This window comes from Parendozoicomonas callyspongiae (assembly GCF_023502345.1).
Lineage (GTDB): Bacteria > Pseudomonadota > Gammaproteobacteria > Pseudomonadales > Endozoicomonadaceae > Sansalvadorimonas > Sansalvadorimonas callyspongiae.
On sequence record NZ_JAMFLX010000163.1, the window covers coordinates 1 to 329 of the forward strand.

The following is a 329-nucleotide window of genomic DNA, read 5'->3' on the forward strand; positions in this document are numbered from 1 at the left end:
GGGTCTTCCCCTGATCGAGTGGGCAGTTTAACCTGATCTGAACACGTTGCAGGCAGGATGCCCACATGCGAGACAAGGAACTTTACGCCCAGATTCTTGGAATCCAGTCGCCCTGGGCTGTTCATGATGTTCAACTGTCCTATCAAAACACTGAAGTCACTGTGTCCATTGATCTGAAGCCCAGTGCCCGCCTGACCTGCCCTACCTGTGGTAAGGGCTGTCCTGGCTATGACGCCAGAGTCAGGCGCTGGAGACACCTCGATACTTGTCAGTTCAGAACAATTCTGGAAGCTCGGGTACCTCGAATAAAGTGCCCTGAGCATGGAGTA

At 53.2% G+C, this 329-nt stretch carries 1 protein-coding gene; it reads left to right on the forward strand.

What is annotated here, in order from left to right; genetic code table 11:
- Positions 1–65 precede the first annotated feature (65 nt).
- The coding region (locus tag M3P05_RS20790) for a transposase family protein (RefSeq protein ID WP_249702065.1) at positions 66–329 on the forward strand (264 nt) is incomplete at its 3' end.